The organism is Microbacterium sp. B19, from assembly GCF_000333395.1.
GTDB lineage: Bacteria > Actinomycetota > Actinomycetes > Actinomycetales > Microbacteriaceae > Microbacterium.
In genome coordinates this window covers 1-25,236 of record NZ_BADA01000563.1, presented here as the reverse complement: position 1 = coordinate 25,236, position 25,236 = coordinate 1, and the positions used below count along the sequence as shown (strand labels likewise).

Sequence of the window (25,236 nt, the reverse complement as noted above, 5' to 3'; positions counted from 1 at the left end):
GCGGAGGGCCGGATCACGCGAGGGCCGGATCAGTGGCCCTCGTGGGTGATGACCGGAACGGTTCCGTCGTCGCGGATGAGCACGGCATCCTGCGTCGCGCCGAGGGCGGGGGTGACGACGACCGCGATGATCGACGCGGCGAGCAGCAGCCCGATGACGCTCATCGGCTGCGCGGTGCGCGGGGCCGTGTCGGCTCGCCGCACCCGCCCGGCGACCGAGGCGCCCACGACGATGAGGAGGAGTGCGGCCGCGGCGACCGCGATGACGCTCGTGTGCGCGGGCAGCACGAACATGAGGGCGGCGGCCAGCACGATGCCGGCGAGGACGCCCACCAGCGTCGTCCGGGGAGCGATGAGCCGGCCGAGGGCGAGGACGGCGCCGCCCCAGACCAGCGCGCCGACCCCGAGGACGACCAGACCCGCTCCGAGGCCGCGCGAGGCGGCCCCGGAGCTCGGTCCCACGATCGCGCCCGCACCGAGGGCAGCGAGGATGAGCCCGGCCCCCCATGCGGACACGGAGGGCCACGACCGGACGAAGGTCGCGGCGTTCACGGTCAGACCGCCGCGGTGCGCGGGATGTTGCGCTCGGCGCCGAGGCCGACACCGAGGAGCACGACGGCGCTGGCGAGGTGCAGGAAGTGGTCGGGCACGTTGAGCGCGAGGATGTTGGCCGGACCCGTGAGGAAGAAGCCGACGATACCGAGGAGCAGGTAGACCGCACCGACGGTGGTGTTGACGCCCTTGGCAGCACGCGCGTTGGCGAGACCGGCGACCAGCAGCGCGGCACCGATCAGGAGGTGCGCGATGTTGTGCAGCGGGTTGACCTCGAAGATGCCCAGCAGCAGGCCACCTTCGTTGCTGATGAATCCGACGCCGCCGGTGACGGCGAACCCGAGCAGACCGACGAGCAGGTAGACGGCACCGAAGACGGTGGCGACGATGCGGTTCGGTGACGAGCTCATGATGAACCTCCCAGAGTTCTAGCAGCGACCACTCGGCCGCCTTCCACACATCTTCGGAGACACTGGGTGTTTCGGATTGGGCTTTGCAGCACGCGAGGCGATGCTGTAGGACGCGAGCGCGCGCCGCCGCACGATGATGTGGACCCGGCTGGATGCCATCGGTCGAGCCGACGATGCCCCCATCCGCCGTGACCTCGGCCCCCGGCATCCGCCCCCGGATACGACAGAAGGCCCCCGAGTACTCTCCGAGGCCCTCCGCAACGAATCCGACCCTACGGAGGCGAACGGGGCGTGTCGGGGGGATTGCGGATCCGGCGCTGTTCCCCTACTCGTGTCTCTGGCACACTCACCGCATGAGGTTCGAGACGACGCTGTTCCAGATGGGCAACAACACCGGCATCGAGGTGCCGCCCGAGGTCGTCGAGGGGCTGGGCGGCGGCAAACGCGCCTCGGTCACCGTCACCGTCAACGGGTACGTGTACACCAGCACGCTCGCGGTGATGGGCGGGCGGCAGCTCATCCCGTTCTCGGCGGACAAGCGCAAGGCCACGGGACTCGCGGGCGGTGACCCGATCACCGTGGAGCTGACCCTCGACACCACCGAGCGCACGGTCGAGCTTCCCGAGGACCTCGCCGCCGCCCTCGACGAGGCGGGTGTCCGCGCCGCGTTCGATGCGCTCGCCCCCAGCACCCGGAAGGCGCACGCCGGCAGTGTGGCGGAGGCGAAGGCGGCCGAGACGCGGGCCCGTCGCATCCACAAGATCGTCGCCGCCCTGGTCTGAGCGGGGTCGCTCGCGCGGCGCGACCGATAGCCTGGAGAGGGAGGTCGCGTGGGCCGGACGAAGGATGCCATCGCCGAGGGGCTGTCGATCGCGACGGCCGCGGCGCGGCTCACCGTACGCAACCGCATCCTCGTCGAGACGATCGCGCGCGGGGGGCAGTTCGACGGCGAGGTGTTCGCGGACTTCGCCCGCGAAACGCTGCGCGCCCTCGCGGAGGAGCAGGATCAGGCCGCCGACCGCGTGACGGCGCAGCGCAAGCGCGCATGGGGGCGGTTCTCCGACTCTTCGGGCACCCACGACTACCGGGACCGCGACACACGCAACCTGCGCCGACGCGCCCGCCAGTCCCGCGGCGTCGCGAAGGAGCTGCGCGAGTTCGCCGCCGACCCCGAGCGCGTCGGCATCCTGGTCGCCGCGGCGCGCGAGGCCGCGTGGGGGGACGTCGAGGCGAACCTGTCGCAGCGGCTGGACGTCGAGGGGATGACGGCGGATGCCGACCCCGACTACGCCACGATGCGGCGCGCGCGCATGGATGCGCTGCGGATGGTCGATCTCGCGCGTCTCGCCTCGCAGGCGAAGAAGCGGGCGAAGGAGCAGGCCGCGGCCAGGGGCGACGATTCGGAAACCCCGGCGCCCAAGAAGAAGAAGTCGCCCTCTGCCTGACGGCTCCCAGCCGCACCGCCCCGGGGCGATCGGTGCCGATAATCGAGGGTGACGAATTCCGCGGGTGATCGGCGTCGGGCGAGCGTCGTGGTCATCGGCGCGGGGCAGGCGGGGCTCTCGGCCGCCTACCACCTGGCCCGGTCCGGCTTCGTGAGTGCCCTGGACCCCTCGCGTGACATCGACGCACAGTCGTTCGTGGTCCTGGATGCCGAGCCCGAGCCGGGCGGCGCGTGGCGGCATCGGTGGGAATCGCTGACGATGTCGACGGTCAACGGGATCTTCGACCTGCCCGGTTTCCCGAAGCCGCCGATCGACGCGACCGCGTCGAGCCGGGACGCGGTGCCCGCCTACTTCGCGGCTTACGAAGCGCACCTGCGGCCGCCGATCCTGCGCCCGGTCACGGTGACCGCGGTGCGGTTCGCGGATGCGGCCCCCGACGGCGACCTGCTCGTGGAGTCGAGCGCGGGGGTGTGGGAGACGCGCGCGGTGATCAACGCGACCGGCACGTGGAACAACCCGGTGCTCCCGCGGTACCCCGGGCAGGACACCTTCCGCGGTCGGCAGCTGCACACGCGCGACTACGTCTCGCTCGACGAGTTCGCCGGGCTCCGCGTGGCGATCGTGGGCGGCGGCATCTCGGCGGTGCAGCTCCTGGAGGAGATCTCCCGCGTGGCGACGGTGTTCTGGTACACGCGGCAAGAGCCCGTGTTCTGGGAGGGCGAATTCACCCCGGAGACGGGGCGGGACGTCATCGCGAAGGTGGTCGCGGACGTCGAGGCCGGGAATCCCTCCGGCAGCGTCGTCTCCTACACGGGACTGTCCTGGCTGCCGTACGCGGTGGCGGCGCGGGAGCGCGGTGCTCTCGTGCGTCGTCCGATGTTCACCGCGATCGAACCGGACGGTGTGCGGGAGGCGGACGGCTCGTTCACGGCGGTCGACGCGATCCTCTGGGCGACGGGTTTCCGGGCGGACCTCCACCACCTCGACCCGCTCCACCTTCGGAACGCGCGGGGCGGCATCCGGATGACCGGGACGCAGGTCGCCGAGGAGCCGCGCGTGCACCTGATCGGGTTCGGTCCCTCGCAGTCGACGGTGGGCGCCAACCGCGCCGGTCGCGAGGCGGTCCGCGTCCTGCGGAAGCGCCTGCTCCCGGCCCGCGCGACCTGAGACGGGGTGGCGTTCTGACGGCCGTGTGGACTCCCTGCGAGCGAAGTCGCGAAGATCAGGTGGTCCCGTAGATCCGGTCCAGTTGCGTGTTCCAGACGGGCGTGGTCGTCATCACTTGTGTCTGCTGATTCGGTGCACCCTTCAGTCGGAACACCTGTGGTTCCTCAGCGCGGTGATCCAACAGATGGGGGAGGGCCGCGAGCATCGATGAGGAGAGCCACGCGATGCCGCCCGGCCCCTCGGGGGCGTTCATCCGCAGCCCGATCCAGTGCAAGTCGGCGTCGAACACGGCCTTTCGCTCGGCGTGATTCTTCATCTGCTGTCGGTCGAACGTCACGATGGCGTCATAGCCATCGTCACCCACGAGTGAGATGAGTTCGCCATCGAGGACGGAGACGTACCGCGCGCGATGTGAATACGCGGAGAAGAACTGATGATCGAGGCCTTACACCGCGACGAGCGCGTCCGCAACCAGCGGCGGGAAATTCTCGTCGAGGAAGAACCTCATGCTGTCCTGAGCTGGCTCCGCACCGACAGGTCGAACTCGACCGCGTCTTCGACCGCGTCGGGCGTCACACCAGGGTAGAAGCGCTCCACTTGGTCGTGCGGAACCTCTCCCGTTCGGACGAGGGCCGCGACGTTCTCGTAGGGCAGTCGCGTACCCGAGATGGTGGGGAGACCGCCTGCGCGGCGCGCGTCGATGGAGAGATGCCGACGTGGCCGAAGAAAATCCGGTACTTGTCGGCCTTGTGTCGTCGTGAACGGCTCGAAAACGTCGGCAAGTGTCGCCACGATCGACTGTCCCGGATTCTTCACGAGGTCGACGGGGCCATCCTCCGTGAGGACAGCGATGGTCGCGCCGTCGGTGCCGAAGGTGTACGACCCGGGATGCTCCGTGAGGTCTTCGATGTTCGGCAGATTGCCGAGGGCCTTCCGAATCCGCTGCAAGGACACATCGTTGCGCAGGCGGACGAACGACCGGAGGGCTACGACGTCGCGGAAGGAATATACGGCCGGCCGGGCGTCGTGGATCTCGGGTCGCAGGAGGTCGGTCGCGCGCCACCGGCGAAGCTGCCCTACCGATGCTCCTGACAATGTGGCGGCAAGCTCGATGGAGAACGACATCTCGCCCCACCTCCCGAATCGTCGCTTGAGTATGGCACAGGCCTGCCGTCGGGCGGGGGAGCGTAGCGTGCCGTGTGGATGAATGACATCCCGGTCGCCGGTGACCTCAGGGGTCGACAAAAATCTCTCTGGGCCAGAGTCGCCTACCAGGACGTCAGCCGCGCGGCCGCGGTGCGCGATCGTTCCGGGTCGGAGGTCCGCGTCGCCCCGGTCCGCTCCCCGCGACGCGGCCGGGTCTCGGGAGCGGCGCACACCGCGTCGTGACCCTCGCGGTGCGCCCGCCACAGCGCCGACTTCGTTGCGGCGAGATCCGCGAAGACTCCGAGGGGGCGGGCCTCGTCGTCGAAGGCGGACCACGAGCCCTGTGCTCCTCGCGTGGCGTACCCGAAGATGCGGCGCGAACAGGCACCGAGCAGGAAGTCGCCCTCGATGGACTTCCACGTGATCTCTGGCGTGGTGCGAGTGAAACCGAACATCGGGAGCCCCTTTGCTGACCCGTGTGAGTGTGACCGAGAAGCTACCCGGATGCAGCGGGGCGGGGGAGGGACCAAAGTCCCCTTTTGCGCGAATCGGCCAAAAGTCGCCGCTCCCGGCGCCGGCGCCTACGACCCCGTTGCGGCGAGCACGCGCGCGATCGCGTCGAGCGTGCGCGCGACCTCGGGCAGGGTGGCGACGGGCGGGATGTTGAGGTGCCCGTGCGGCATCCCCGCGGCGACCTCCACGCGCACGGGAACGCCGGCGTCGCGCAGTTGCACCGCGAAGAGCTCACCGGAGCCCCGCAGTTCGTCGATCTCGCTGAGCGCGAGGAGCGTGGCAGGGAAGCCTGCGGGATGCCCGCTTCCCGGCACGGCATCCGCGGGAAGGTCGTCGATGCGGCCGACGTACGCGCGCATCACGTCGATGTTCTGCGCGAGGCCGAAGCGCAGGATGTCGGGCAGGTCGTCGACCCCGTCGATCTCGACACCGGGGACGGGGAAGTGGAGGAGCGGGTACCCCAGCACCAGAGCGGCGGGCTGCGGACCACCCCGGTCGACGAGTCGGGAGGCCGTCGCGGCGGCGAGGTTGCCGCCCGCGGAGCACCCGCCGAGGCTCAGACGCGCCGGATGGATGCCGAACTCCCGCGCCCGTTCGGTGAGCCAGGTCCACGCCGACTCGACGTCGTCGAGCGGGGCGGGGAACCGCGTCGCGGGGCCGGCGAGACGGTAGTCGACGCTCGCGACGACCGCGCCCGCCCGGGCGACGAGCTCGCGCGCCACGACGTCGGACTCGGCCATGTCGATGTCGCCGGCGGTGAAGCCGCCGCCGTGCACCCACAGCAGTCCCGGTGCATCGGTCGGGGCGTCGAGCGGACGGTAGACGCGGACGCGCACGGGTCCGAGCGGACCCGGGGCGGAGTGCTCGGACACGTCGACCGACCGCGGAACGTAGGCGGAGGTCAGCTCGGCGACGGCGACGGCGTAGTCGTCCCAGTCGAGGACGTCGCGCAGGGCGTGGGCCATGACGGCATCCAGGCTCATGAGCGGGGCTCCCGGGCGACGAGTTCCACGGGGAAGACCTGGCGCACGCGGGCGCGGCGGGGGTCCTTGCGCTCGGCGAGGAGGATGTCGGCGCCCTGGTAGCCGATTGCCGTGAGCGGTGTCCGGATGGCCGGGATGCCGAGGGCTTCGGTCACGTCCGAGTCGTGACCTGCGATCACCAGCGCGCGTCGCCCGCCGTTCGCGTCGCCGTCCTCGGCCAGTCGTCGCCAGGCTCCCGCGGCGGTGCGGTCGTCGGGCAGGATGATCGCGTCGAAGCTCATCCCGCGCTCCCCGAGGAACTCCACCGCCGCGCGCCCGGCGGCGCTGTCGTGACCCAGGGCGTCGTGCTCCGCGAGCACCTCGGCCGGGTCGAACCCGGCCGCGCGCACCGCGTCCCGCGCGGCTGTGCGCCGCAGCTCGGCGCCGGCCCGGTCGTGCGGCGGGTGGACCAGGACGATCCGCCGGTGCCCGCTGTCGAGGGCGTGCGCGACCGCGAGGGCGACGGCGGCCTCGTGGTCGGCGGCGACGGAGCTCAGTTCGGAGGTCGCGGGGGAGCCGATCACGGCGACCGCCACGCCGCGCTCCGCGGCCTGGACGGCGACGGGTTCGGCGCCGGCGGTCAGCTCGAGCAGGACGCTGCGGACGCCGGCCCGCTCGAGGGCGCGCACGGCATCGTCGAGCCCGGTGGGCTCGTCGGTGGGGAAGGTCAGGAGCGGGTGCGCGCCGCCGACGGCCAGGCGGCGACGGATGCCATCCAGGAGCGCCGCCCGGTGCGGTTCCGCGCCCGCGAGCACGACGCCGACGAGGTCGGGACCCGCAGGGGCGCGCCGACCGCGCCCGGTCGGGCGCCACCCGAGCTCGTCGATCGCCGATCGCACGCGACGCAGCGTCGGCGGGGCCACGATTTCAGGTTTGTTCAAGACGTTGGAAACCGTCCCGATCGATACGCCTGCGACGCGGGCTACGTCGTGCATCGACGGAAAGTCCTGGTCTGCCATCGCTCGCCCTCCTTCCTTGGTGGCTGGGATCCATTGTGGCTCGTGCGAATCTCGTATGTTCATCCTTGCACGAATTGAAATATTTCAACTAGCATCGCAGCGTCGCGATCCGAAGATCCGATCCAGCACTAGAGAGAGCTCGAGGTTTCAATGATGAATCTCCGTACCCGCGTCGGTCTCGGCGCGATCGTCGTGGGCGCGCTCGCCGTGTCCGCCACGGGGTGCGCCGGCGCGCAGCAGCAACCGACCATCGATCCCAGCGCGAGCGTCACCATCACCGTCGGTGACCTCCCCAGCACCAAAGCCGAGGCGGCGCGGAAGAACTTCCTCGACTCCGTCGATGCCTTCGAGAAGGCCAACCCCAACATCACCGTGGAGCCCAGCGAGACCCGCTGGGACAACGGGTCGTTCTCCGCGCTCGTCGCGGGTGGCACGATGCCCACCGTCATGTCGGTGCCGTTCACCAATACGCAGCAGGTCATCGAGAATGGTCAAGTCGCCGACCTCACCGACGTCGTGAATCAGCTCGGCATGCTGGACCGGCTGAACCCCGACACGCTGAAGCCCGCGCAGGCCGACGGCAAGACCTATGGCATCCCGACCACGGTCGACACCGTCGCCCTCATGTACAACCGCGACCTGTTCAAAAAGGCCGGTCTCGACCCCGACAAGCCGCCGGCCACCTGGGACGAGGTCCGCACCGCGGCGAAGGCCATCACCAAGGCGACGGGCAACCCCGGCTACCTGCAGATCACGCAGGAAGGCCAGGCGGGCTGGATCTACACCGCGTCGGTCTATTCGCGCGGCGGCACGATCGAGAACGAGGCGGGCGACCAGGTCACGATCGACAACCCGGCGTCGATCGCGGCGCTCCAGAGTCTGCGAGACATGTTCTCGGCCGACAAGACCATGGGGTCGTCGGTGATCATGGACCTCAAGACGATCATGCAGGAGTTCGCCGCCGGCCGGGCCGGCATGTTCGTGGCCCCCGTGGCCTCGTACGAGTGGCTCAACAACGTCTACGACATGGATCTGTCGGTCATCGGCGCCTCGCACCTCCCGCAGGGAGACGCGGCCGGGTCGGGCACCCCCCTCGGCGGCAACGTGCAGATGGCCAACCCGAAGTCGACGCCCGAGCAGCTGCTCGCGGCGGCGAAGTGGGTCGACTTCTACTACTTCGGCAAGTTCACCAGCAAGGACACAGCGGTCGCGAACGCCCAGGCGCTCGTAAAGGACGGCGGCATCGTCGGCCTCCCCGGCCTGTCGCCGCTCAGTGCCGACGCGTACAAGCAGTACCGCGACTGGATCGCGGACGACACGAACGTCGACGCGTCGCACTTCACGAGCTACACCGACTCGCTCACGAAGATCCCGCTGATCCCGGAGCCGGCGACGCGGGCGCAAGAGGTCTACGCCGACCTGGCGTCGACCGTGCAGGCGGTGATGAGCGATCCCTCGGCGCCGATCGAGCCGCTCGTCAAGGATGCCGCTTCCCGTCTCGAACGGATCATCTCGCAGTGACTCGAGTCCTCTCGGTACCGGTCGGGGTCCCCGCGCGCCAGGCGCGCGGGGGCCTCCTCCCGCGTGTGCAGCGCTGGGTGCGCGGCGGGGGACTGTGGTCCATCGCCTTCGGCGCGCCCCTCGTGCTCGTCTTCGCCTACTTCTCGTGGGGTCCGATCGTGCGCGGTCTCGTCCTGTCGTTCCAGAAGACGAACTTCCTCACCAGCAAGTGGGTGGGCCTGACGAACTTCGAGTACGTGCTGACGGATCCCGTGCTGCCGCGCGCGATCCTCAACACGGTCCTCTTCACCGCGATCGGGTTGCTCATCGGCGCGCCGCTGCCGCTCGCGCTCGCAGTCGTGATGTCGGAGCTGCGTCGCTGGAAGGGCCTCTACAGTGCGCTCGCGTATCTCCCCGTCGTCATCCCCCCGGTCGTGGCGATCCTGCTGTGGAAGGTGCTGTACATGCCCGGCCCCAGCGGGCTATTGAACTCGCTGCTGGGGACGGTGGGACTCGGCCCCTTCGCGTGGTTGGACTCGGAGCAGCTCGTCATCCCGTCGATGGTGCTCACGGCGACGTGGGCGGGCGCCGGCACGTCGGTCATCATCTACCTCGCCGCGCTCGGCGGCGTCCGTCCCGACCTCTATGAGGCGGCCGAACTCGACGGTGCGGGCGTCTGGAGCCGCGTGTGGCACGTGACGCTGCCGCAGATCCGCGGCGTCATCCTCGTCCTCATCCTCCTGCAGCTCATCGGGACCATGCAGGTGTTCAACGAACCGAAGCTCCTCACCGGCGGCGGCCCGAACAACGCCTCGATCTCGATCCTGATGCTCATCTACCAGTACGGGTTCGTGAACTCGAACTACGGAGCGGCGGCCGCGCTCAGCGTGATGCTCGCCGTGGTCCTGGCGATCGTGTCGATCGTGTACCAGTTCGCGACGCGGAGGCTCAACGACAATGACTGACACCTATACCCTCACCCAGCCTCCCGCGGCGCCGTCGTCGCGACGCCGCCTGCGCCGGGAGGAGCCCGAAGAGGTCCCGCGCTCGGTCTCCTCGTGGGGCGACCGCCGTCGCCCCGTCGTACGGTGGACGCTGCGGATCGTCCAGGCGCTCGTCCTGATCGGCCTGATCGTGGCGGCGGTGCTTCCGCTGGTGTGGTTGGCCAAGGCATCCGTCTCCACGACCACGGAACTCGTGACCGACCCCCTGACGCTGATCCCCTCGGTCTTCGACTGGTCGAACTACGCCGCGGTGTGGAACGACCTCGGGATCTGGCGCTACCTGCTCAACACGCTCTTGATGGCGCTCGGCAGCGCGGCCGTCACCCTGTTCGTCTGCGTGACCGGCGCCTACACGCTGTCGATCCTCCGCCCGCGGTGGGGCAACGTCGTCTACTGGGCGGTCCTCGCGACGCTGTTCATCCCCGGGATCGTCTCGCTCGTGCCGCTCTACCTGACGGTGCTCGACCTCCCGGGCCTGGGGATCAGCCTCCTCAACACGATGTGGGCGATCTGGCTCCCGGCCGGGGCGAGCGCCTTCTCGCTCGTGCTCGCCAAGCGCTTCTTCGACTCCATCCCGCGCGAACTCATCGAGGCGGCGCGCATCGACGGCGCCGGTCCCGTGCGGGTGCTGTGGTCTCTGGTCATCCCGCTGTCGCGCCCGATCCTGTCGGTGCTGGCGCTGCTCAGCGCTGTCGCGGCGTACAAGGAGTACCTGTGGCCGCTGCTCGTCCTGCAGGACCCGGGGGTGCAGCCGATCTCGGTCGCCCTGCCCCGGATCGAGCCCGCGCTGGAGTACTCGGTCATGATGGCGGCGCTGTTCCTGTCGATGGTCGTCCCGATCGGGCTGTTCCTGATCTTCCAGCGGCAGTTCCTGCGGTCGGTCGGTCTCGCCAACGGCATCAAGGGCTGACGGAGACGGCCCTGAGCTATCTTCGGAGGTATGGAGCGCGAGACTCGATGAGTGCGCCGGACGACACGGGTGTCCGCCGGGCGAATCTCCGCGAGGTCGCGGCACTGGCCGGGGTGTCGGTGTCGACGGCATCCCGCGTGCTGTCGGGGACGTACCCGATCGCCGAGGCGACCCGCGGGCGCGTGGTCGCCGCGATGCGCGAACTCGGATACTCCGAGGCCCGGGCCCGTCGGCGCGAGGCAACGCGGACCATCGGCGTCATCGTCCCCGACGTGCGCTCGTCGCTGGTCTCGGGGGTGCTGGGCGGCATCGACGCCGCGGCCGTCGAGCACGGGCGCATCAGCATGATCTTCCCGACCGAGGGGGACGTGGATCGCGAACGCGACATCGTCCGCCTCGTCGCCCGTCAACGAGAACTGGATGCCGTGGTGTTCGTCGGCGGCGTCTACGCTTCGGCCGACTACGCCGACCGGTTGGGCGACTACGCGACGATGCTCGAGGAGATCGACGCGCGTCTGGTGATGTGCGCCCGCCCGGGTCCGATCCCCGCGGATCGCGCGCTCGCGGCGGGCTACGACAACTCCGGCGGGGCGTTCGCGATCACCAGTCACCTGCTCTCGCGCGGCCACACGCGCGTGGCGTGGGTCGGCGGCATCGAGGAGTACTCCACGACGGAGGGGCGTATCGCCGGTATGCGCGCCGCGCTCGCCGCCCACGGCCTGGATCCGGCCGCCGTCTACACCGACCCGTCGCCGCGGCGGTCGCGTCGCAGCCCCGCGCCCGACCAGGCGTACGCCCACACGGTGGCGCTGCTGCGTGAGCATCCCGACGTGACGGCGATCGTGGCCAACAGCGACTTCCACGCCCTCGACGTGGTGCGTGCGCTGACGGATGCCGGGTTGTCGGTGCCCGAGGACATGTCGGTGGTCGGGTACGACGACGACCGCGTCGCGCAACGTCTCCACCCGCCGCTCACCACGGTGCACCTGCCGGTGTTCGACCTCGGGTGGGAGGCCGCGCGCCTCGCCGTCGAGAAGCCGCTCCCCGGCCACGCCGGCTCGGTCGTCGAGCTCGGTACGCACGTCGTCGTGCGCGATTCGGTGGCCGCCCCGCGCCGCTGACACCCCTCTCGCAGGCAACGAGCCCCGCCGTCCCGGCGGGGCTCGTTGCCGTTTCGTGGCCTGTCCGCGCTTGCGTTCGCAACTTGTTTCTGTAATGTTGCTACGCGAGCGCAGCATTGTTGCTGTCTCGCCGACTGCCGAAGGAGTCCTCGATGATGCGACGACGCGCTTTCTCCACGCTCGGGATGACCGAGGCCTCCCTCGTCGAGGTGGTCGCGGTCGCGATGGAGTCCGGGTGGACCGGCGTCGAGGTCGGCTCCGCCGAGGACCGTGCCGTGAACGTCCACCTCTCCGCCGCGCAGCGCGCGGACGCCCGCGCCGTCCTCGCCGAGGTCGATCGGGTGTGCCTCGCCACCTACGTCAACGTCGCCGACCCCACCGCCACGGATGCCGACGTGCTCGCGCACGTCCGCGCGGAAGCCTCCCTCGCCCGCGACCTCGGCTTCCCGGCGATCCGCGTGTTCCCGGGCGGCGAGGACGATGCCGTCCTGGTGCGGCGCCTCCGCGCGGCGAGCAGCGTCGCGCGCGAGACCGGCGTGGACGTCTGGCTCGAGACCCACGACTCGCACCCGACCGGCCTCGCCGTGGCGCGGGTCCTCGACGCCGTCGACGACGAGCACGTCGGCGCGATCTGGGACATCGCGCACCCGTGGGTCGCGGGGGAGCCCGTCTCCACGACCGTCGCGCTCCTCGCACCGTGGCTGCGGCACGTGCAGGTGAAGGACGTCGTCGGGCGCGGTGACGGACGCCCCGTGCTGCCCGGCCACGGTGGCATCCCGCTCGAGGAGATCCTGCTGCAGCTCGACGCGCGCGGATACGACGGTCACCTCAGCCTCGAGTGGGAGCGGCGGTGGCATCCCGAGCTCCCGTCCCTGCGCGACGCGCTCGCGGCGGCGACCTCGTGGCTGGACGCGCATCCCGTGCCCGAGCGGATGCCGGTCGTCGGTGTCGAGGGGGCGCTCGCCGCCCTGACGCTCGACGAGAAGATCGCGCTCGTCACGGGCCGCGACTTCTGGTCCACCGCCGCGGTCCCGCGGATCGGCCTGCGGCCCCTCGTCCTGTCGGACGGGCCCGTCGGGGTGCGCGGCCCGACGATGGACGAGCGCCAGCCGTCGGTCGTGTTCCCGTCCGCGGGTGCGCTCGCGGCGACGTGGGATCCCGCGCTCGCCCGCGACGCGGGAAACGCCCTGGCGGAGGAGGCGGTGCGCCACGGCGTCGACGTCGTGCTCGGCCCCACCGTGAACTTGCACCGCAGCCCGCTCGGCGGCCGCACGTTCGAGTCGTTCTCCGAGGACCCGGTGCTGTCGGGCGAGATCGCCGCCGGCTACGTCCGCGGGCTGCAGGACGGCGGGGTGGTCGCGTGCCCCAAGCACTACGTCCTGGGGGACTCCGAGACCGAGCGCATGACGGTCTCCGTGGATGCCGATGAGCGCACGCTCCACGAGCTGTACCTGGAGCCGTTCCGCGTCGCCCTGGAGGCGGGCGCGGGGGCGATCATGAGCGCTTACAACGCTGTCGACGGGGTCACGATGAGCGAGAACCGTCTCCTCGACGACCCGCTCGTGACGGCGTGGGGCTTCGACGGCGTGGTCGTCTCCGACTGGTCGGCGGTGCGGTCGGTGGCGGCCGCCGCGGCGGGGCAGCACCTCGAGATGCCGGGCCCGCGCGGCGCGTGGGGCGACGCGCTGCGCGCCGCGGTGGAGGCGGGTGAGGTGCCCGAGGCGCTCATCGATGAGAAGGTGCGGCGCATCCTGCGTCTCGCCGAGCGCACGGGTGCGCTCGGTGGCGGACTCCGGCCGCGGCTCTCGCCGCTCGATCCCGACATCCTGGCCCGCACCGTGCTGACCCGCGGCGCCGTGCTGCTGCAGAACGACGGCATCCTTCCCCTCGCCGTGACTCCTGACGCGCCGCTGCGCGTGGCTCTTCTCGGGCCGGGCGCGACGCGTCCGCGGGTGCAGGGCGGCGGGAGCTCCGAGGTGTTCCCCGTGCGCGTGTCGACACCCGCCGAGGCGCTCGCGGGGGAGGCCGGCATCCATCTCACCGTCGTCGACGGGACCGTGCCCGACCGGGTGGAGCCGTTCGAGGCGGACGAGCTGCGTGCTCCCGACGGGACCGCCGGAGCCGTGCGCGCGCGACTGTTCGACGGGGACGGCGCGGTGCTGTCGGACGAACGACGGTCGACAGCGCGCGTCATCTGGCTGGGCGATCTGCCCGACGCCGCGCGGGCGCTGGAGATCGAGTTCGACGTCGTGCCGTCGCGATCGGGGCCGTTGCGTCTGGGGATCGACGTCCCGGCCGCGGGCACGCTCACGATCGACGGTGTGCCCGTGGCCGCCGCGGCCGGTGGCGCACGCGTCGAGGGGGCGCACATCGCGCACGCCGACCCGCTCGGTGCCGTGGTCGACGCGGTCGCAGGGCAGGCGATCCGCGTCCGTGTCTCGGCGGAGGCGCCGGAGGATCTGCCGCTGCGCATCCTCGATGTGCGACTCGGCCGCGCGTACGCGGTCGATCCAGCGTCCGCGCTCGAGGCGGCGGTCGCCGCGGCGCGGGACGCCGACGTCGCGATCGTGTGCGTGGGCACCCCCCCCGGGGGAGAGTCCGAGGGGCACGACCGCACCGACCTGAAGCTGCCGCCCGAGCAGGACGCCCTCGTCGCCGCGACCCTCGCGGCCAACCCGCGCACGGTCGTCGTCGTGGCGGCGGGCGCGCCGGTGGAGACGCCGTGGCGTCACGAAGCGGCGGCGGTGCTGCTGACGTGGTTCGGCGGACAGGAGCTGGGCACCGCGCTCGCGGACGTCCTCCTCGGCCGCGAGGAGCCCGGCGGTCGCCTGCCCACCACGTGGCCCGCGCGCCTCGAGGACTCTCCCGTCTCGGACGTGGTCCCGCGCGATGGCATCCTGAGCTACCGGGAGGGTCTGAACATCGGCTACCGCGCGTGGGCGACCGCGGACGCGGCCCCCGCCTACCCGTTCGGGCACGGACTCGGGTACACGGCGTGGGCGCTCGGCGCCGTGCGCGCGGAGGAGGTCCGCGACCGTCTGTTCCTCGTGGCGGACCTCACCAACACCGGACGCCGCCGCGGGCGGCACGTGCTCCAGGCGTACCTGTCCCGCGGAGAATCCGACGTGCAGCGACCGCCGCTGTGGCTCGCGGCGTTCGCCACGGTCGAGGCGGACGCGGGGGTGCGCAGCACGGTCCGCATCGAGATCCCTCCGCGCGCGTTCGCGCACTGGTCCGCTGATGCCGGATGGATGACGGAACCCGGGGACTTCACGGTGTCGCTCGGCTTCTCGGCCGAGGACCTCCGCTGGACCGGGCGCGTGCAGCCCACCGTGCGCACCGCGCTCGGCAGCGTCGTGACGGGGGCCGGCGCGTGAGCCGGCGCCCTCGGGTCCTGCTGTCGATGTGGGAGAACGTCGTCCCGGAGGTGTTCCCCCCGCGCCTGCAGGCCGCCCTCCACCGCACCGTCGACCTGCTCGACGAACGGCCCCTGCACTCCCTCGACGACCCCGTCGCCGAGCACCTGCCCGACGCCGAACTCCTCATCACGAGCTGGGGTGCCGTCCACGTCGACGAGGCCCTGCTCGCCCGGGCGCCGCGGCTGCGCGGGGTGTTCCACGCGGCCGGCTCGGTGAAGAGCGTCGTGGGGGAGGCCGCGTGGCGCGCGGGGCTCGACGTCACCTCGGCCGTGCGGGTCGGGGCGGCACCGGTCATCGACTACACGGTCGCGATGGTGATGCTGAGCGCTCACCGGGCGCTGCCGCTCGCCCAGGAGTACCGCGTCGCCGGGTTCCCCGCCGTGCGCGGTCGCCGCGGTCGCTTCGGTCTGCGGATCGGCGTCGTGGGGGCGTCCGCGATCGGCCGCGGCGTGATCCAGCGGCTCGTCGCCGACGGCTGGGACGTCGCCGTGTACGACCCGGTCGTCGATCCCGCGCTGGTGCAGGCGCTCGGGGCGCGACAGCTCGAGCTCGACGAGCTCTGCGCGCACAGCGACATCCTCACGCTCCACGCGCCGAGCCTCCCCGCCACGCGCGGCATGATCGACGCGCGGCGCCTCGCGTTGCTGCCCGACGGAGCGACGCTCATCAACACCGCGCGCGGTGCCCTCGTCGACCACGATGCTCTTCGCGCCGAATGCCTCAGCGGGCGACTGGATGCCGTCCTCGACGTGACGGAACCCGAGCCGCTGGAGCCGGGCGACGTCCTGCTCAGCCTCCCGAACGTCGTGTGCACACCGCACGCCGCGGGCGTGCAGGGCAGCGAGATCGGGGAGATGGGGGCGTTCATCCTCGAGGAGGTGCAGCGCTACCGCGCCGGCCAGCCCCTCACCGGGGCGGTCGATCCGGGCCTGCTGCCGACGCTGGCCTGACCCGGCTGCGCCGCCCGCCCCGGCCCCACCCCCTTCACCGATAAACGCGATCGGCGCGGGGAAACGGCGCGACGACGCGTTTCCCGCCGCGGATCGCGCTTATCGCTGCGCGGCGCGCTCGGCCCGTGGCATCCGTCCGCACACGGAGGAACTCCCGCCCGCGCACCCCCGGTTCGGCGCGGGCGGGAGTTCCGGTCCGTGGAGTCAGGGGAGCGGGACGAGGACCTCGTGCGGGTCGGCCGGCGTGAGCGTGACCGTGACCTTCCCGTCGCCGCCCACCGTGAGGTGACGGACCGTCCCGTCGACCGTGACGTCGATCGCGCCGGGCGTGAGCTGCCCGAGCACGAGGTCGGCCCCCGGCAGGTCGTCCGGCAGCACCCCGACGAGCGCGATCCGGAGGTCGCTCGTCTCGACCGTGAGGCGGAGGTTCCGACGCCCGCCCTGCACGGCCACGCTGACTCCCGCGACGACGGCGGAAGCGGCATCCACGACGGTCGCGACGCTGGGGTCTGCCGAGGTGGAGGGGCGGCGGACGACGAGCGCGCGGGCGTCCGCCTGGGCTCCCGGCACCGTGAGGGTGCCGCGGCCGTCGGTGGTCGTGGCGACGGCGAGGGTGTCGATCCGCCCCGGACGGGTGAGGTCGGCGCTCAGCTGCCCGGTCGCCGTGGCCGAGGTGAGCGTGGCGGCGTCGGCCGCGGACCGCTGCGGCACGAGCGCCGCGGCGAAGTGCGCCGCCGACGTCGACGGGACCGTCGACCGCCACGTCGTGCCGAGGACGGCCAGCGTGTTGGCCGCGTGCGAGAACGTGGCGCCGCTGTCGGGCGACGACTGCAGGTACCGCGCTGTCACCGTGCTCGAGCCGATGGTCTGCGCGATGTCCGACCCGCCGGTGACGTCCGTGACCGTGCCCTTGCTGTGGAAGAGCGAGTGGATGTCCTTCGCGGTCCCGGCCGTCACGTCGTCGAGCACGATCGCGGCCTGGCGGTCGAGGAACGCGATCGTGCGGCGCGCGCGGGTGATTCCCGACGTGCTCGGCGAGGCGTACAGCCCGGTGACGTCGGCCGCGATGATCGTGTCGGCCCCGAGGCTGCTCACCGCGGGGATCGACGCGCGGTCGCGCATATCGGTGTACGGCTGTGTGAATCCGGTCGCGCGTTCGCCGGCCTGCCCGACGTCGGAGCCCGCGACGATCGCGTTCGTCTGCTTCGTCAGGTACGCGCCGTACGGGGCGTACGCGCCGAAGACAGCCCCGCCGAACGACATGCTGAAGTGCCCGCCGTCGGGGTGGTCGTGGCCGACGTTGATGTACGTGGCGTTGGGGCCGAGTCGGTCGCGCCACTGGTTCAGGCGCCGACCGCCCATGACTCCGGCCTTCACGTGCAGCGAGACGTCCGTGCTCGCCCATCCGGACCGGGATGCCACGATCCCGAGGTCGCTGTACAGCCGTGTGGTCGGGCGGTCGTCGAGGCCCGTGGCGGCGAGGGAGTCGTCGAACCACAGCATGTTCCACGCGTTGTAGAAGAAGGACGTCGCCCCCGCGGTGCCCGATGTGTAGAGCCGGTGCAGGAAGTCCTGCAGTTCCCCGTCGCCGTACTTGCCCGCGATTCGCCACAGGAACGGGTTGAAGTAGTACTGGCTGCCGTCGGTGTCGCCGTACCAGAACTGGGCCGGGAAGCCCGGCAGGGACATGTCGACCTTGAACGAGCCCATGCCCGGCAGCTCCGGCTCGGCCCACAGGTCGCCCCCGCCGATGCCGTCGAAGACGTCGACGGCACGGATGATGTGCTCGTTGCCGTAGACCGCGTACGTGATGCTCTCGTGCTGCGACCCGTCGGGCGAGATCCAGTTCAGGACGTGACGCAGCTGGGAGCGCGCGAACTCGAGGCGGAAGTCGTCGCTCTCGCCGGTGTCGGCCGCGCCGTCGCCGTAGATCGCTGCGGCGGCCGACGTGATCCCGTCGACGCGGAAGTGGCGGTGGTTCGGCTGCGGGTCGTTCTTCCAGTAGGCATCCGTCGCGACCGAGGTGTTGCCGAACTGTTCGATCAGGCGATCGGCCTGCAGCGCGAGCTTGTCGCGGATCGTGGCGCGTTCGGTCGGCGAGAACAGGTCATAGCACCAGTCGTACGCGACGGACACGCCGATGAGGCCGGCGGCATTGCCCATCGAGCCGCCGTTCTCGCCGCCCCACTGGGGCCGTGTGGCCGGGTCGCAGACGTAGAGCGTCCAGTTCCGGAGCTTGGTCGAGTAGGTCGAGTTTCCGGTGATGAGGTACGCCATCGCCAGCTCGGGGAGGGCCCAGTACACCGACTGCCACTGATTGTCGTCGCCGTTGCCGGTGATCGTCGGCAGGGCGGCGCGGCCGTTGGCGTAGTTGAGGAGGGTGGTGACGAACGGGGCGTAGGCGGGCGCGGCGGCCCGACGCGCCAGCTCGGTGAGCGACACCCGGGTGCCGAGGATGAGGCGCGGGTGAACGCCGGCCAACGCCGGGTCGATCAGCCCGGTGGCGGCGGGAACGGTGCCCACGGCGGGGCGGGTGAGACCCCCACCGAGCGCGGCGCCGGCGGCGGCGGCGCCGACGAGCGACCCGAGCAGCATGGATCGCCGCGAGAAGGCACGACGGGGAAGGGGCATGGACGGCTCTGTCACATCAAGTCCTTAGTCGCAGAAACAATAGGGATTTGTTGCGCAAACTAGCGCGAACACGCCGCGCGGGTCAAGAGTGCATCCGAGGTGCGGGGGAGACCCGGGCGGCGGGACGGCGATGGGGAATGTGCCCCATCGCCGCGACGGCGAGAGCGCATTAGCGTCGCGAACACACTGAGGTGGGGGGCCCTCGGACGACCGTTTCGGTGCACGCCTCCCCGCGAAAGGATCGCCATGAAGTCGCCCGTCTCCGGTTACCTGCTCACGGCAGTGGGAGGTCTCCTCGTCGTCATCGGCCTGATCTGGGGCGCGGTCGTCGGGTTCTATCCCAGCGACCTCCCGCTGCTCCTGGGTCTCCTCGTCGTCGGCGGAATCCTCGCGTACATCGGGCAGCGACAGACCACCGCTTTCAAGCGAGCCGAGGCCGAGCGCCGGATCGCTGAGCGCAACGCGGGGCGCGACTGACGTGGCCGCGATCGACGAGAAGATCGCGGCGATCCAGTTCGAGACCACGACGGCGCGCGCTGTCGACGATGTCGCTCGGATCGTCGACGACGCAGCCGAGTTCGCCAGCGCCGGCGGGGAGAAGCTCACGCTGAGCAGGTCGGGTTCCGATCGCATCGACGGTGTCGCGAAGAACTGGATCCGCGTGACCCACGCCGAGTTCTCCGTCTGGGTCACGCCCGCCGCCGAGGGAGGAACGCTCGTCCGGTTCCGCATCGACAATGTGCTGCGCACGCGGGACACGATCTACTTCATCCCGGTGTCCCCGTGGCAGGCTCCGGCGTACCCGACCCTGAGGGCCTTCAGCGAGCACCTTCGCGCGCATCTCTGACGTCGCCGAGACAGGCAGAAAGCCCCGGCCGGAGTTTCCTCACGGCCGGGGCTTCCTCACTGTCTCAACACAGTGTGCGCCCGAAGGGACTCGAACCCCTAACCTTCTGATCCGTAGTCAGATGCTCTATCCATTGAGCTACGGGCGCAGGGCCTCCGCGCGAAACGGCGCGCAGGCCGTGGTCAAGCATAGACGGGATCGGTGCAGAGGTCTAATCGGCGCCGACGGCAGGGCATCCCGGGCGTGGCGCGCGAGTGTCCGGACGGTGACGCGCGCGCGACGTACGCTGGACGGATGAGCGCCTACGTCTCGGCGTTCGAGCTGTTCTCCATCGGTGTAGGACCCTCGAGCTCCCACACGGTCGGCCCCATGAGGGCCGCCGCAGAATTCGCCGCACGCCTGCGCTCCACCCGAGCGCTCGAGCACGTGGCATCCATCTCCTGCGCCCTGTACGGGTCGCTCGGCGCGACCGGGATCGGGCACGGCACCCCGGATGCCGTGGTCGCGGGCCTCCAGGGGCTCGAACCCGAGACGGTGGATCCGGATGCCGTGCGCCGGGCGTGGTCGGACTGGCCCGACGGGCAGACGCTCGCGCTCGCCGGGAGTCATGGCATCCCGTTCTCGAGAGACGACATCGTGCTGGCGCCGCGCACGCGCCTGCCGGGTCACCCGAACGCGATGACGCTCGCCGCGCGGGCCGCGGACGGCGCGGTCCTGGTCGAGGAGACGTACTACTCCGTCGGCGGTGGGTTCATCCGGCGCGAGGGCGAGGCACCGCGGGTCGCCGCTGCCCCCGTGCCGTTCCCGTACACCGACGCTGCGACGCTCCTCGCGCTGTGCGACGAGCACGGCATCACGATCGCCGAGGCCGCGCGCCGGAACGAGGAGGCGCTGCGGTCCGACGAGGAGATCGCAGAGGGACTCGACCGGATCTGGGATGCCATGGCCTCCTGCGTGAACGCCGGACTGAGCCACGACGGGGTGCTGCCCGGCATCCTGAAGGTGAAGCGGCGCGCGTCGGTCATCCGCGCGCAGCTCGAGGAGATCAAAGCCGAGGGGCACCGTGAGCTCCCGGGGGAGTGGCTCGGGGCGTTCGCGCTGGCCGTGAACGAGGAGAACGCCGCGGGCGGGCGCGTCGTCACCGCCCCCACGAACGGGGCGGCCGGCATCCTTCCCGCCGTCGCGATGTACTGGTGGCGGTTCCTCGCCGACTCGGGACTCGGCGTCGGCAACGCCGTCACGCCGCACGGTGAGCTCGTCGGCAGCGCGCTGCTCGGTTTCCACGGCCACGCCGCGACCCCCGCGGAAGCCGCCGGGTGGGACGACGCGCAGGTCGCCGAGGCGAACCGGCGCCGTGGCATCCGTCGCTTCCTCCTGACGGCCGCGGCCCTCGGGTCGCTGTTCAAGAACAACGCCTCGATCTCCGGAGCGGAGGGCGGATGCCAAGCCGAGGTCGGTTCCGCGTGCGCCATGGCCGCGGGCGGGCTGACGGCCGTCATGGGCGGAACGAACCGGCAGATCGAGAACGCTGCCGAGATCGCGATGGAGCACCACCTCGGGCTCACGTGCGACCCGGTCGGCGGTCTCGTGCAGATCCCGTGCATCGAGCGGAACGCGATCGCGGCGTCGACCGCCGTGACGGCGGCCCGCCTCGCGCTGCGCGGCGACGGCACGCACTACGTCTCGCTCGACACCGTGGTCGAGACGATGCGGCAGACCGGCATCGACATGTCGACCAAGTACAAGGAGACGAGCGAGGGCGGCCTCGCGGTGAACGTCATCGAGTGCTGAGGCGCGGCCGCGGCTGCGCTCGAGCGCTCACGATCCGGTCGAGCGCTCACGATCCGGTCGACCCGAACGTGGGCGCTCGCACGGATCGTGGGCACTCGGCGTGCGGGGTCGGGGGGCCCGGCGCGTCAGCGCTCGTCGCGGAGCTTCGCCGTCAGCGCCTCGAGCTGCGCGAGCTCGGCGTCGTCGAGGCGCGCCATGCGGTCGGCGATCGACGTCGCGTGTGCGGCGGCGAGGCGACGGAACGCCACCGCGCCGGCCTCGGTCGCGGTGACGAGCGAGCCGCGGCCGTCCTCGGGGTCCGAGCACTTCGTCAGCAGCCCCTTCGCGACCATGCGGTCGACGAGGCGTGAGACGCTCGGCTGACTGATCAGCATGTTCGCCGTCACATCGCGCAGGCGCGCGGTCATGCCGCGGCGGCGGGTCACGGTGAGGAGCACGTCGTACTCGGCCTGCGAGAGCTCGGAGCACTCGAAGTCGGTGCGCAGATCCTCGAAGACCTCGTGCTGCGCACGGAACAGGCTCTCCCAGGCCTGGACGGCGAGGCGACGATCGGTCATGCACTCAGGGTAGGGCGTCCCGACCCGGCGGGGGCGGTGCCACGTCCATGTCGGTGAATACAGGAAGGGCCGGTCGAAGCGGCATCCGACCGGCCCTCTGCACCAGAGTGTCCTGCAATCACATGTGGTAACCGCCACAGCAAAACGGTTACCGTGCGATGACTCTATAACGGTGAGGTAACGGAAGGGAAGAGGTTTCCGTGACCTTTTCGTGATGCGCGTCCGGAGGCCACCGGTGCGTTCGGAAACTGTAGGAAGGACGGATGCCGAGGGCGGGGTAGGGTCGCGACAACGACCGCCGATGGGGGCTTCGTGCGTTTTCCTCTCTCCGCTCCGCGTGCCGCTTTCGGCGTCGCGGTGGCCATCGTGGTCGCCCTCGCGACCGCGCTGACGCTGGCGATGCCGGCGCTCGCCGCGGGGGCGGCCGATGCGGGCGCGCGGAGCCTGATCGCCGCGCGGTCCGGGCAGGACACCGGGTTCGACCTCTCGCTGCCCCGCGCCGCCGACCCGCGGGGGCAGGACGCCGCGGTCCGCGCGGTCATCGAGCAGACGTTCCCGGCGCGCGCCTCCGTCGAACTCGCGGTCACCGAAACCGCCGGACTCGTGGATGCCGCTGACCACCGGGCGTATCTCGCCGCGGATCTCGGCGGCGCCGACGAACTCCCCCTCGTCGCGGGGCGATGGCCGGTCGGTGCGGACGACGCGGCGATCCCGGCGTCCCTGGCCGAGCGGTGGGGCGTCGGCGTGGGCGACACCATCGACCTCGGGTCGCGGGTCGTCACCGTCGTCGGCGTCTGGCGCGCGTCCACCGACGCCGCCGACCGCTGGTTCGGGGTGCGCGACGAGTTCGCCCGCAGCGGCGGCTCGGGGCCGATCCTCGTGGCGCCGGAGACGCTCGACGCCGTCGCCGACGCGCAGGGAGCCGACCGGCGCCTGCACTGGACGCTGCATCCCCGCCCCGACGGCCTGGACCTCGCGACGCTCGCCGCCGTGGTGCGCGCCGCTCAGGGGCTTCCGGATGCCGTGGCCTCGGCGGGCGTGTCCACGGACGATGTCGTCACGACCGGGCGTCTCCTCCCGACCGCGCAGATCGCGTCGGCGCGCGCCACCGTCCTCGATGCCACCGAACCCGTCGCGCTCGCGTCGGCGTTGCTCACCGCCATCGCCGTGATCGTCCTGTTCGCGGTCCTCGTCGTCGGCGCGACGGCGGCGGAACGACGCCTGCGCTGGGCGCGGGGCGCCCCGGCGCTCCGCATCGTCGTCGGGGAGGCGGCGCGGTGGCTGGCGCCGGGTGTGATCGGGGCCGCCCTCGGCGTCGCGGCGGTCCTCGCCCTCTCGCCCGAGCCCCTGCCGCTCCTCGCGCCGGCGGGGGTCATCCTGCTGGCGGGCGGTCTCGCTCCGGCGCTGTTCGTCGTCGTGCTCGCCGCCGCCGACGTCCGCGCGCTGCAGAGCGTGGGCCGGCCCGGCGTCGCATCTCGCCCGTGGACGGTCGGGGTCGTGGCATCCGTCTTCGTCCTCTTCGCCGGATTCTCCGCCGCCCGCCTGCTCTCCCTCGGGTCCGCCTCGGGGCTCGGCCGAGGGACCGCGCCCGATCCGATCGCCGTCGTGGCGCCGGCGGCGGTGCTGCTCGCGCTCGTCGGGATCCTCGTCGTCGTGCCCGTGGTCGCATCGCGCCGCGGCTGGGAGAGGCTCGCGCGGCGCGGCGGCGTGGGCCGGATGCTCTGGGCGACGCGCACCGCACGGCAGCCGGTGGCCGCGATCGCCGCCGCGATCCTCGTCGGCGCGGCGGTGGGTCAGCTGGGCATCGCGGCGGCGTACCACAGCACCTGGGAGCACGCTTACGGGTCCGCGCTCGCCGCCCAGGAGGGGACGCCGTATCGCGTCGCGACCGATGCCCCGGACCTCACGTCCGACACCCTCGCCCGGCTCGCGGCGGCCCCCGTCATCGAGGGCGTCGCCCCTGTCTGGAACGAGAACACGTCGATCGCCGCCCGTCCCGCGACGGTGACGCTGGCCGCTCCCGCGGCGGTCGCCGCGCTCGGCGATCCCGCGATCGAGCAGATCGGACGACTCGTGGATGCCGCCCAGGGCGACGCTCCGGGGCCGCTCCTGCCCGAGGGAGCCCGGGGCGTGCGCGTCGCGCTGGAGGCGCGCGGCACGACCGCGTCCGCTGCCGCGCTGGTGCTCGAGGACGCCTGGGCCCGGACGGTGGCGGTGGAGCCCGACCCCGACGGAGGGTTCTCCGTGCCGGCGGTCTCGACGGCGGTCGGCGGGGCGTGGCGGCTGGTCGCCGTGGAGGTGGCGCTCCGCGGAACCGGGGATGCCGGCGGGCAGGTCTCGATCGCCTCGGTGTCCGTCGACGGGGCTCTCGTCGACCTCGGCTCGCTCGTCCTCCCGGTCGATGTCAGCGGCGACGCGCTCGCGCTGCAGGCCGATCCCGGACCGCCGGTGGCGACGGTCGACGCCACGACGACGCGGGTGCGCTTCGTCCCGCAGGGGTCCCCGCCACCGGCCGTGGTGTCGCGGAGCTTCGCGGAGTCCGCCGGCGTCGCCGAGGGCGACACCCTCCCGCTCACCCTGACGCCCGGCGGTCGATCCTCCGCGGTCCGCATCGCCGCGGTGGTCCCCGCGATCCCCGGCGCCCCGTCGGATTCGGCCGTCTTCCTCGACGCGACGGTCGTCGTCGCGAGCCGATTGACGGTGAGCGCGGACCTCCCCGCGACCGACGACGCGTGGCTCGCCCCGGCTCCGGGGGCGACCCCCGACGACCTCACCGCCGTCCTCCCGGACGGTGCGCGGCTCGGCGGGACCGCAGCCGACGACGGGCGGGGCGTCCTCTCGACGGCCGTCGTGATGCTGTGGTGCGGTGCGGCCGGAGGGGCGGTGCTCGCGCTCGCCGGACTCGCTGCGGCCGCCGAGGCCGCGCGGCGCTCGCGCCGGACCGAGGCCGCCTCCCTGCGCGCGGCGGGGCTGGATGCCACCGCCCGCCGCCGTCTCCGGGTCGGTGAAGCGACGGCGGGTGTCTCGGGCGGTCTCGTCGTCGGCGCGTTCGCCGCCGCCCTCACCGCGGCGACGCTGCTGCCGGCGATGGTCACGAGTGCGCTCCCGAAGCCGGTGACGATCGCCGTGAGCGTCGACCCGAGGGTCGCCATCGTCCTCGGTGCCGGCTTCGTCGCCGCCGCCGCCGGGGTCACCTTCGCCGTCGGGGTCCGCCGCGACATCGCGCCCGGGGAGGCCGCGCAATGAGGCTGGGTCGACGGCTCCTCCGCCCGCACCTCGTCGCGGGAGCCTCG

General features: G+C 71.9%; 22 protein-coding genes and 1 tRNA gene. 13 read left to right on the top strand and 10 right to left on the bottom strand.

Going from position 1 to position 25,236, the window contains the following annotated elements; genetic code table 11:
- Positions 1 to 29: 29 nt before the first annotated feature.
- Together I5G_RS23735 and I5G_RS19335 are read right to left on the bottom strand one after the other, a co-directional pair.
- Positions 30 to 551, bottom strand: a complete 522-nt coding sequence (locus I5G_RS23735; RefSeq protein ID WP_022880533.1) for a hypothetical protein — start codon at positions 549 to 551, stop codon at positions 30 to 32.
- Positions 552 to 553: 2 nt separating this feature from the next.
- Entirely contained in the window at positions 554 to 961 is a 408-nt protein-coding gene (locus I5G_RS19335; protein WP_022880532.1) for a DUF4383 domain-containing protein, read from the bottom strand.
- Positions 962 to 1,314: 353 nt separating this feature from the next.
- Here I5G_RS19335 and I5G_RS19330 point away from each other — a divergent pair, with 353 nt between their 5' ends.
- Genes I5G_RS19330 through I5G_RS19320 form a run of 3 tightly spaced genes read left to right on the top strand, consistent with a single transcriptional unit; the run spans position 1,315 to position 3,573 of the window.
- A complete protein-coding gene (locus I5G_RS19330; protein ID WP_022880531.1) occupies positions 1,315 to 1,743 on the top strand; it encodes a YdeI/OmpD-associated family protein in 429 nt (142 codons plus the stop codon).
- Positions 1,744 to 1,791: 48 nt separating this feature from the next.
- Positions 1,792 to 2,406: a hypothetical protein gene (locus tag I5G_RS19325; RefSeq protein ID WP_022880530.1), complete on the top strand. Its 615-nt coding sequence runs from the start codon at positions 1,792 to 1,794 to the stop codon at positions 2,404 to 2,406.
- A gap of 48 nt (positions 2,407 to 2,454) precedes the next feature.
- Entirely contained in the window at positions 2,455 to 3,573 is a 1,119-nt protein-coding gene (locus I5G_RS19320; protein WP_022880529.1) for an NAD(P)-binding domain-containing protein, read from the top strand.
- 55 nt (positions 3,574 to 3,628) lie between these two features.
- Here I5G_RS19320 and I5G_RS19315 read toward each other — a convergent pair whose 3' ends face one another.
- From I5G_RS19315 to I5G_RS19295, 5 genes are all read right to left on the bottom strand, one after another.
- A complete protein-coding gene (locus I5G_RS19315; protein WP_022880528.1) occupies positions 3,629 to 3,937 on the bottom strand; it encodes a hypothetical protein in 309 nt (102 codons plus the stop codon).
- A gap of 140 nt (positions 3,938 to 4,077) precedes the next feature.
- On the bottom strand, positions 4,078 to 4,698 hold the full coding sequence (locus I5G_RS19310) for a DUF433 domain-containing protein (protein ID WP_022880527.1): 621 nt from the start codon (positions 4,696 to 4,698) through the stop codon (positions 4,078 to 4,080).
- Between the two features lie 143 nt (positions 4,699 to 4,841).
- A complete protein-coding gene (locus I5G_RS19305) occupies positions 4,842 to 5,174 on the bottom strand; it encodes a hypothetical protein (RefSeq protein WP_022880526.1) in 333 nt (110 codons plus the stop codon).
- Between the two features lie 126 nt (positions 5,175 to 5,300).
- The gene (locus I5G_RS19300) at positions 5,301 to 6,215 is read right to left on the bottom strand and encodes an alpha/beta hydrolase (protein ID WP_022880525.1); all 915 of its coding nucleotides are present in this window, start codon (positions 6,213 to 6,215) and stop codon (positions 5,301 to 5,303) included.
- Positions 6,212 to 7,189, bottom strand: a complete 978-nt coding sequence (locus I5G_RS19295) for a LacI family DNA-binding transcriptional regulator (protein WP_275574429.1) — start codon at positions 7,187 to 7,189, stop codon at positions 6,212 to 6,214. The genes I5G_RS19300 and I5G_RS19295 overlap by 4 nt, the downstream gene beginning before the upstream one ends.
- Positions 7,190 to 7,366: 177 nt before the next feature.
- On the opposite strand from I5G_RS19295, the gene I5G_RS19290 reads away from it, so the two are divergent.
- From I5G_RS19290 to I5G_RS19265, 6 genes are all read left to right on the top strand, one after another.
- Positions 7,367 to 8,734, top strand: a complete 1,368-nt coding sequence (locus tag I5G_RS19290) for an ABC transporter substrate-binding protein (RefSeq protein WP_187288878.1) — start codon at positions 7,367 to 7,369, stop codon at positions 8,732 to 8,734.
- A complete protein-coding gene (locus I5G_RS19285) occupies positions 8,731 to 9,678 on the top strand; it encodes a carbohydrate ABC transporter permease (protein ID WP_022880522.1) in 948 nt (315 codons plus the stop codon). The genes I5G_RS19290 and I5G_RS19285 overlap by 4 nt, the downstream gene beginning before the upstream one ends.
- The gene (locus I5G_RS19280; RefSeq protein ID WP_022880521.1) at positions 9,671 to 10,627 is read left to right on the top strand and encodes a carbohydrate ABC transporter permease; all 957 of its coding nucleotides are present in this window, start codon (positions 9,671 to 9,673) and stop codon (positions 10,625 to 10,627) included. Before I5G_RS19285 ends, I5G_RS19280 begins: the two co-directional genes overlap by 8 nt.
- Positions 10,628 to 10,674: 47 nt before the next feature.
- Entirely contained in the window at positions 10,675 to 11,748 is a 1,074-nt protein-coding gene (locus I5G_RS19275; RefSeq protein ID WP_022880520.1) for a LacI family DNA-binding transcriptional regulator, read from the top strand.
- Between the two features lie 152 nt (positions 11,749 to 11,900).
- Positions 11,901 to 15,125, top strand: coding sequence for a glycoside hydrolase family 3 C-terminal domain-containing protein (locus I5G_RS23730; RefSeq protein ID WP_083896715.1), 3,225 nt, complete (start codon positions 11,901 to 11,903; stop codon positions 15,123 to 15,125).
- Positions 15,122 to 16,117 carry a hydroxyacid dehydrogenase gene (locus I5G_RS19265; protein ID WP_022880518.1) on the top strand — a complete coding sequence of 332 codons (996 nt, stop codon included), beginning with the start codon at positions 15,122 to 15,124 and terminating at the stop codon, positions 16,115 to 16,117. Before I5G_RS23730 ends, I5G_RS19265 begins: the two co-directional genes overlap by 4 nt.
- Before the next feature lie 204 nt (positions 16,118 to 16,321).
- On the opposite strand, the gene I5G_RS19260 is transcribed toward I5G_RS19265, so the two are convergent.
- Positions 16,322 to 18,748, bottom strand: a complete 2,427-nt coding sequence (locus I5G_RS19260; RefSeq protein WP_187288877.1) for a hypothetical protein — start codon at positions 18,746 to 18,748, stop codon at positions 16,322 to 16,324.
- A gap of 246 nt (positions 18,749 to 18,994) precedes the next feature.
- Here I5G_RS19260 and I5G_RS19255 point away from each other — a divergent pair, with 246 nt between their 5' ends.
- Together I5G_RS19255 and I5G_RS19250 are read left to right on the top strand one after the other, a co-directional pair.
- Positions 18,995 to 19,225 (top strand): hypothetical protein, encoded by a 231-nt coding sequence (locus I5G_RS19255; protein ID WP_022880516.1) that lies wholly within the window; start codon positions 18,995 to 18,997, stop codon positions 19,223 to 19,225.
- Position 19,226: 1 nt separating this feature from the next.
- Complete coding sequence (locus I5G_RS19250) at positions 19,227 to 19,595, top strand: hypothetical protein (protein ID WP_022880515.1); 369 nt, start codon at positions 19,227 to 19,229, stop codon at positions 19,593 to 19,595.
- Between the two features lie 75 nt (positions 19,596 to 19,670).
- On the opposite strand, the gene I5G_RS19245 is transcribed toward I5G_RS19250, so the two are convergent.
- Positions 19,671 to 19,743, bottom strand: a tRNA-Arg gene (locus I5G_RS19245).
- Between the two features lie 146 nt (positions 19,744 to 19,889).
- Here I5G_RS19245 and I5G_RS19240 point away from each other — a divergent pair.
- Positions 19,890 to 21,386: an L-serine ammonia-lyase, iron-sulfur-dependent, subunit alpha gene (locus I5G_RS19240; protein WP_022880514.1), complete on the top strand. Its 1,497-nt coding sequence runs from the start codon at positions 19,890 to 19,892 to the stop codon at positions 21,384 to 21,386.
- Between the two features lie 125 nt (positions 21,387 to 21,511).
- Here I5G_RS19240 and I5G_RS19235 read toward each other — a convergent pair whose 3' ends face one another.
- Positions 21,512 to 21,943: a MarR family winged helix-turn-helix transcriptional regulator gene (locus I5G_RS19235; protein WP_022880513.1), complete on the bottom strand. Its 432-nt coding sequence runs from the start codon at positions 21,941 to 21,943 to the stop codon at positions 21,512 to 21,514.
- Between the two features lie 312 nt (positions 21,944 to 22,255).
- Between I5G_RS19235 and I5G_RS19230 the strand changes: the two genes are divergently transcribed.
- Positions 22,256 to 25,189: a hypothetical protein gene (locus tag I5G_RS19230; protein WP_022880512.1), complete on the top strand. Its 2,934-nt coding sequence runs from the start codon at positions 22,256 to 22,258 to the stop codon at positions 25,187 to 25,189.
- Positions 25,190 to 25,236: the final 47 nt, after the last annotated feature.